This is a genomic window from uncultured Megasphaera sp. (assembly GCF_958350005.1).
Lineage (GTDB): Bacteria > Bacillota > Negativicutes > Veillonellales > Megasphaeraceae > Megasphaera.
This window is the reverse complement of record NZ_CATWFF010000104.1, coordinates 1-7,212: the sequence shown is the minus strand read 5'-3', so window position 1 is coordinate 7,212 and position 7,212 is coordinate 1. Positions and strand designations below refer to the sequence as shown.

Here is a 7,212-nt window from a genome sequence, read left to right as displayed (position 1 = left end):
CATATATACATACGTCACTTTCCTCTGCAGATTCTTGCAAATTAACCGTGATGGTATTCTACGCCCATTGCTCCTTTGGGATGGGTCCAGCTTTTAACGCCTTTGCCAATGGAAATAACGCGGCATGTACCACATTCCAGGCATCCTTCATGATTAAAGACCAGTTTGCCGTCTGTATACTTGTATAATTCAGCCGGACATGCCATGACGAGTCTTCTGATTTCTGCTTCATCATGATAGTCTTCATTTATTTCAATATGCGATTCATGTTCATCGGTCACAAATTTTACTACGCCGAGCTTGTCATCTACACTCATCTTTGCCATGTTACATCGCCTCCCAAGCTTTTTTGCCAAGATTAAAGAGTCCGTTTAAGCCGCCGTTATTCGCCAGAACAGACAGGGCAATCATGGGCAGCGCTACTGGTGCACCGCCGTCTACTTTGTATACCATACCGGCAAATTCATCGGCCATCTTCGGAATATCGTTGAAGATAATATGATCTTCCAGCAGACCTGGCAGGTTCTGATACTGTTTCATCAGTTTCATAATAAAGCTTTCGTCCAGGAGCTTTTCGTAATACGACAGGGACTCTTTCGAGAAATCGCCTTTCCCTTTAGCCCGAATGACGGCTTCCCCGGCCAGGCGGCCTGATTCAATGGCCAGGTCCATGCCGCGGACAGTATAGCCCAGGTTGACGACCATGGCAGCGGCATCACCGGCAATGAGCACGCCGTCACGAACCAATTCAGGCATCATTTTCAATCCGCCTTCCGTAACGAGGTGGGCTGAATATTCCGTCAGTTTACCGCCTTTAATAAACGGCGCAATAGACGGATGATTCTTCATGCGTTCTACCATATCGGGAACACTTACGTCGATGCGGCCAATATCGTTAATAGTCGTTACAATGCCGAGGGACAGGCTGTCCTTATTCGTATAGATGAAGCCGCCGCCCAGGTTGCCGCCTGTCGGATCGCCGGCGATCATCCAGGCTGCGCCTTCGCCTTCTTTCAGGCCAAACCGTTCATTAATGACATCTTCACCGAGCGTAATGACTTCCTTGACGCCAACAGCAACATCTTTGGGGTCCAGTTCTTTCTTCATGCCCAGCTGCTGAGCCAGCAGAGAGTTTACGCCATCGGCCAGGATAACGACGTCAGCATCAAATTCTTCGCCGCCGCAGTTAATGCCGATAACCTTGCCGTCTTCTACGATCAGTTCATCTACAAGGAACCCTTCGGTCAGCATGGCACCGGCTTCTTCTGCCTTGTCAGCCAGCCATTTGTCGAATTTGGACCGCAGTACCGAATAGGACGGATATTTCAAATTCTGCAGTACATCCGATTCATACTGGAAGCTCAGAGCACCGCCAGGCGTCATTAATGACAGGCGTTCCTGCGTAATCTTGCGTTCAATCGGAGCTTCTTCTGCAAAATTAGGAACCAGTTTTTCCAGGCTATGGCCATAAATACGGCCGCCGCTTGTATTTTTAGAACCGGCAAACCGGCCGCGCTCCACCAACATGACGTCGAGTCCTGCTCTCGCCATTGTCAGGGCTGCCGCTGAACCGGCCAAACCACCGCCAACTACGATAGCATCAAATTTTTCTTCACTGCTCATGTTCTTACCCTCCTTAACCATCCGGTTGTCCGTGAATTCCGCCAACCGCCAGTTGTGTATATAAACGTATAGTAATGTCTTCGTTATCTAGTTTCAGTCACGTATCGGTTCATTTCTGTCCGCTGTGCAGGACACAGGCACCGAACAGGAAGCTCTCTGCCTGTACACCATGCAGTCCGGCCTGTTGAAAAAGGGTCATCAGCTCATCTTTGCGCAAAAACTCCTGCGTAGACTTCCACAGCCACTGATATTCACGGCGATGCTGCCAGCCGCCGCCCAGCAGCGGCATGAGACAGCGGAAATATGCCGTATAAAAGGGGCGGATAACCGGAGAATCAGGGACAAAGGAATCGAGACAGTACACCCGTCCTCCCGGCTTGACAACACGCCTCATTTCCTGCAGTACCTGGCCGTAATCGGCCGTATTGCGAAGGCCAAAGGAAATCACAGCGCCGCGAAAGGTGTCATCCTGAAAAGGGAGGTCCATAGCGTCTCCCTGACGCCACGCCACATTGGAACAAGCTCTCCCTTTCCTGGCTGCCACCTCCAGCATAGCCGGAGAAAAATCAAGTCCCGTTACGGTAACATCCGGCCGCGCTGCAGCCATGGCCAGGGCAATATCCCCAGTACCGCAGCAGACATCCAGAAACTGGCTGTGCCCTTCTGCTTCGGCCAGAACGGACTGAACGAGCCGGGCCTTCCACCGTCGTTCCAGGCCCAGGCTGATCCGCAGATTTGCCGCATCATAAGTCGTTGAAATACGTTGAAAGACGGCATACACGCGATCGCGTTTCTTTTCCTGCTCCATCATCACAGGCCTCCTACAGCAAGATAGCTGAGCAAAGCCAATATATAGGCGCCATTGCCAATGACATTGGCCAGGACAATTCCTTTCATCTGCTCTACCCGCTTCTGCGGTTCCAGGGACGTCGTCAGAAGCATTCCGAAGACCTTTCTTCCCGCAGTCAGCAGCACCAGGGCCGATACTGCCCCTGTGCCGCCCATATAGCCCAGCGGCATCAGGCACAGCAGAACAATCCACAGCAGGACAGCGCCGCGATACACGCACCGCGCACGGCAGCGGCCTAAAACGGCCGGAAATGTACGGCGCCGGGCCTGGCGATCCTTTTCAATATCGCAGGTATTATTTGTCATCATAATGAGCCCGATGCCGACGATAAACGGTGCAGACCACCACAAAACCTGAACATCAAACCTGCCTGTAGCCGAAGCAACGACACCCATGGGAATCAGACCGCCCATAACCAGTCCTGACACAAACTCACCGACAGGCAAGTACGACAGGGGAAGAATCCCGCCGGAATAGGTCAGTACAGCCAGACCGCCGATAATGCCGATAACCAGCGGAGCCATTCCGGCCGACAGGACTACGGGAAGGGCCACTGCCGCCGCGGCTGCCAGAAATGCCAGTCCCAGCCCCAGGGCCTGCTTGGGAGCGATGCCTTCATAAATCAGTACAGCGTCGCGCTTCTCCACAAAATCGCTGGCCTGATCCGTGCCCTTAACGAAATCAAAATAGTCGTTCAGCGTATTGACTGCCGACTGCATCAGCACACAGGCCAGCAGAAGCAAAAGGCCAGTCTGCACTGTAAGCGGGTATCCTTCTGCCAGGCAGTACAGTGCGCCAAACAAAGCCGGATATACAGCTGCTACCCATGACCGGGGATTTGCCAGCCGCAGTGCTGCTGCAGCCGTCATATTCTGTGCCGTCATGCTATACAGCCCCCAGTTTTCCAATCAGTTTTCGCAGCGATGATGATACTTCGCGGGACGGAAGTGCTTCCAGCAGCATTTCTGCCTGCTTTTGATACGTATGGATCAAATCCCACGTTTCCGTCATGCCGCCTAATTCGGCAACAAGCCCTTCCATTTCGCAAATATCGCGGCCCGTAAGCGTTCCGGCAGCACTCTTCTCCATAAAGGGATGGAGCGCTTCCATACCGCCAGGCTTTTTCTGAGCCAGCAGGACCGGCAGGGTATAAATCCCTTCGCGAAAATCCTGATGCGCATTTTTCCCGCTTACAGTCTGTTCTGTCGTGAAATCGAGGAGATCATCGCGGAGCTGGAACATATACCCCAGACACTCGCCAAAGGATTCCAGCTGGGTTATGGTTTTCTCGCTGCAGCCGCTCTCCATGGCGCCAATCCGGCAGCAGGCCATGAACAGTGCAACGGTCTTGCCATGAATATTCTGCAGGTATTGACGAATCGTCACATCTTCCTGATACCGGCACATGGCCTGGCCTATTTCACCGGCACACATTTCCTCTACAGCCTTGGACAGGATCATTCCCGAACGGTTCTGCCCTTCCAGCATGAGATAGTAACTGATGCGGCTCATCAGAAAATCTCCGGCATATACAGCCGCACTTTTTCCATACTTGTGCTGCACAGACGGCTTGCCGCGGCGGAAAGGGGCGTCATCGACGATATCATCGTGTATGAGCGATGCCAAATGAGTCATTTCGACAATAGCACCCAGCTTGTACAGCCGTTCCTGCACATCCCGCCGGCATGTACCGTACTCCGAGACCATCATGAGCAGGCGAGGCCGAATCATCTTGCCTTCTGACGATGTCGCATCAGCCAGGACGTCTCCCGTCGGGGTCCCTGCAAAAGGATGGGCTGTGAACCGTTTAATATATTCTCTTATATGTTCTACATGCTCATCACTGACTTTGGCAAAATACTTCGGCATAAATCTCCGAGCGCTGTTTTCTAATAATGTCTGTTTTATACTCATTTAATACTGTACTATCCCTTTCCGGCCGTATATCTGCAAATTAGTCCGGTCTTTTTTCTACCAGAATCTGTGCCGTATGTTTTACCTGAATATTATTCAGACCACGGGCATCCAAACCGCCGCGAATCTGAAGCAGGCAGCCCGGGCAGTCAACGGCAACTGTGTCCGCACCAGTAGCTACAATGTGATTGATCTTTTCTTCCAGCATAGGAGCGGAAATTTCCGGGAACTTCAAGGAGTAGGAACCACCGAAGCCGCAGCACTTATCGCAGCCTTCCATTTCCGTAATTTCAACGCCTTTCGTTCCTTCCAGGAGTTCGCGCTGTTCTTTATAAACGCCCATGTACCGCTTCATGTGGCACGAATCATGGTATGTAATCTTCATCGGTACGCCATCGCCATTATCAGGCAGCCCGCCGAGCATGGACAACAGTTTGGAGAAGTCATAGGACTTCTTGCTCAGTTCTTCTGCTTTCTTGGCCATTTCCGGATCATCGGCAAACATGTCTTTGTAGTCGCGAAGCGCATGGGTACATGTCGGGCAGGCTGATACGATATAATCATATTTTTCTGCTTCCATGGCGTTCACATTCATTTCCGCTGCCTTCTTGGCATTATCCGTATCGCCCATGTAGTTGGCCGGTGCACCGCAGCAGGCCTGACCTAAAGGCATTTCTACAATATAGCCGGCCATATTGAGGGCCTTGACTACGGCTGTTGCAATATCGACATAGACGAAATCGAGGAGACAGCCTGTAAAGATGGCAATCTTGCCTTTCGGATTGGGCACGTCCTGCTTGATCGTCGGCAGTACATCCCGGAACGGCTGCGGAGCTACGCTCGGCAGGCTGCGACCTTCCGTAAGGCCTGACAGGAACATGGGGAGATGGCGAATCATAGGCTGGCCCTGCGTAATGGCACTCTGGGCAACCGAAGCAATGCGCAGCATGGAATGGAACAGATGGCGATCGGCAACGGCATCGAGACAGAATTTATGAATCGGATTCAGGCCGTCTTCCTGAGCATAGCGCTGACGCAGCTTCAGGATCATGCCGGCTACATCCAGTTTGCCGCCGCAGACCGTATTACACGTGCCGCACTGGAGACAGATATTCTGAATTTCCTTGCCCCGTTCACGGTTATTCAGGAACGCCGTAAGGAGGGTGCCAATACCGCCGGTATAAATGCTGCCGCCATATACGTGACCGCCGACAAGACGGAATGCAGGACAGACGTTGAGGCAGGCAGCGCAGCGGATACAGCATCCCATATCTTTGAATTCAGGATCAGCTGCAATCTTGCGCCGTTCCGGCGTATCCAGGATGATAATATGGAAATTCTTCTGTTCCTTCGTATCTTCTTCCGGATCTGTAACAACCGTCGTAGCCCCTGTATAGAAGGATAAATAGGTCGTAATGTTCTGTGCTGTGCCATTACGGGGCAGTACTTTGAAGATATACCGAATATCGCTCATTTTAGCGACGAATTTTTCAATGCCGAAAATATAGAGATGATGTTTAGGCAGGGTGCCGACCATACGGGCATTGCCTTCATTTGTCATGGTAATGACTGTCCCCGTTTCGGCAACGGCTACGTTGGCGCCGGATACACCCATTTCAGCATCCAGGAATTTAGGACGCATCAGGCGGCGCGATGTCTTAACTTCTTCAGCAATAATCGGCGCTTCCGGAGCTTTCGTATAGGAAGAGAACAGATCGGCTACATCTTCTTTCGAATAGTGAATAGCCGGCATAACCATGTGCGACGGCGTGTCGCCGGCAATGGAGTTGATAAATTCGCCTAAGTCCGTTTCCTGGGCGTGAATACCGGCTGCTTCAAAACCATGGTTGAAATTGATTTCTTCTGAAGCCATGGATTTGGATTTTACAACGAGCTTAACGTTGTTTTCCTTAGCCAGCTTCAAGGCATAATCAAAGGCTTCCTGCGGCGAATGAGCGCGGAATACAGTAGCACCGTTAGCAGTGGCATTCTTTTCGAACTCATCCATAATTTCATCAATATGATCGCGGGCATATGCCTTGACTTCATGAACCTTTTCCCGAAGCGCTTCAAAATCATAGCCTTTGTATACTCTTTCACGATTGCCAGGATAAGCGGTCGTAAAATTTTTCAGCGCCTTCTGTAATGGCGCATTATCCATGGCCCGCTCAATTTCCTGTTTCAGCAGTTCATTAGACATGTTTCTGTCCCTCCCTTACATATCTTCTACGACGACGACAGAATACTGCCGCGGCCCATGTACACCGACAGTGCCGACACATTCAATATCTGCCGTGCGGCTCGGTCCGGTAATGATGCCGGCAAATTTCGGGAATGGCTTGGTGTCTGCCATAATGTCAATCATCGTATCAAAGTTATCTACAATTTTCGACAATTTGATGATGCCTACATATACATCTGCTACGGTTTCCACAATGCGGTCATCGACATCATCTTTCATCTGTACCAAGGAACCCAGATTGGCAATGCCGTAGTCCGCTTCCGTAACGCCGCCTTTATCAAACGGAGCGGTTTTGCGGATATGATCCGTATCGACCTTGATGCCAGCATCTTTCAATACACTGACCACACCGGCTTCTTTAAGCATCGGTGATTCTACAATTGCCACTTCCTGCGTGTCCTTTTCCTGGAAAATCTTGACGAGAGCAGCACCCAAGTCTGCTTTGGAGGCTAAATAGCATTCACCGGCAACACTAGTTAAGCCTGCCTTAAACGTTTCGTACAATTCTGCTTTTTCCATTTTCACACCTCTTTACTATGTAATGTAGTTAAATGAATCCTTGGTATACTTGTAAAGTATTAAC

The 7,212-nt window shown here is 50.9% G+C and carries 7 protein-coding genes; all 7 read right to left on the bottom strand.

What is annotated here, in order from left to right; translation table 11 throughout:
* Nucleotides 1-41 precede the first annotated feature (41 nt).
* Entirely contained in the window at nt 42-326 is a 285-nt protein-coding gene (locus Q3886_RS07020) for a 4Fe-4S dicluster domain-containing protein (RefSeq protein WP_301860568.1), read from the bottom strand.
* A 1-nt stretch (nt 327) separates the two neighbouring features.
* Complete coding sequence (locus Q3886_RS07015) at nt 328-1,623, bottom strand: FAD-dependent oxidoreductase (protein WP_301860567.1); 1,296 nt, start codon at nt 1,621-1,623, stop codon at nt 328-330.
* A 109-nt stretch (nt 1,624-1,732) separates the two neighbouring features.
* Complete coding sequence (locus Q3886_RS07010; RefSeq protein ID WP_301860566.1) at nt 1,733-2,434, bottom strand: ubiquinone/menaquinone biosynthesis methyltransferase; 702 nt, start codon at nt 2,432-2,434, stop codon at nt 1,733-1,735.
* Nucleotides 2,434-3,357 carry a prenyltransferase gene (locus Q3886_RS07005; protein WP_301860565.1) on the bottom strand — a complete coding sequence of 308 codons (924 nt, stop codon included), beginning with the start codon at nt 3,355-3,357 and terminating at the stop codon, nt 2,434-2,436. The genes Q3886_RS07010 and Q3886_RS07005 overlap by 1 nt, the downstream gene beginning before the upstream one ends.
* Nucleotide 3,358: 1 nt before the next feature.
* Nucleotides 3,359-4,342, bottom strand: coding sequence for a polyprenyl synthetase family protein (locus Q3886_RS07000; RefSeq protein ID WP_301860563.1), 984 nt, complete (start codon nt 4,340-4,342; stop codon nt 3,359-3,361).
* 85 nt (nt 4,343-4,427) lie between these two features.
* Nucleotides 4,428-6,587: an L-lactate dehydrogenase (quinone) large subunit LdhH gene (gene ldhH / locus Q3886_RS06995; protein ID WP_301860561.1), complete on the bottom strand. Its 2,160-nt coding sequence runs from the start codon at nt 6,585-6,587 to the stop codon at nt 4,428-4,430.
* A 15-nt stretch (nt 6,588-6,602) separates the two neighbouring features.
* Entirely contained in the window at nt 6,603-7,148 is a 546-nt protein-coding gene (locus Q3886_RS06990) for a lactate utilization protein C (RefSeq protein WP_301860559.1), read from the bottom strand.
* Nucleotides 7,149-7,212: the final 64 nt, after the last annotated feature.

Coding starts and splice junctions, on each gene's coding strand:
- Q3886_RS06990 (WP_301860559.1), bottom strand. CDS start 7,148: ATGGAAAAAGCAGAATTGTACGAAACGTTTAAGGCAGGCTTAACTAGT.
- Q3886_RS07015 (WP_301860567.1), bottom strand. CDS start 1,623: ATGAGCAGTGAAGAAAAATTTGATGCTATCGTAGTTGGCGGTGGTTTG.
- Q3886_RS07000 (WP_301860563.1), bottom strand. CDS start 4,342: ATGCCGAAGTATTTTGCCAAAGTCAGTGATGAGCATGTAGAACATATA.
- Q3886_RS07020 (WP_301860568.1), bottom strand. CDS start 326: ATGGCAAAGATGAGTGTAGATGACAAGCTCGGCGTAGTAAAATTTGTG.
- Q3886_RS07010 (WP_301860566.1), bottom strand. CDS start 2,434: ATGATGGAGCAGGAAAAGAAACGCGATCGCGTGTATGCCGTCTTTCAA.
- Q3886_RS07005 (WP_301860565.1), bottom strand. CDS start 3,357: ATGACGGCACAGAATATGACGGCTGCAGCAGCACTGCGGCTGGCAAAT.
- ldhH (WP_301860561.1), bottom strand. CDS start 6,587: ATGTCTAATGAACTGCTGAAACAGGAAATTGAGCGGGCCATGGATAAT.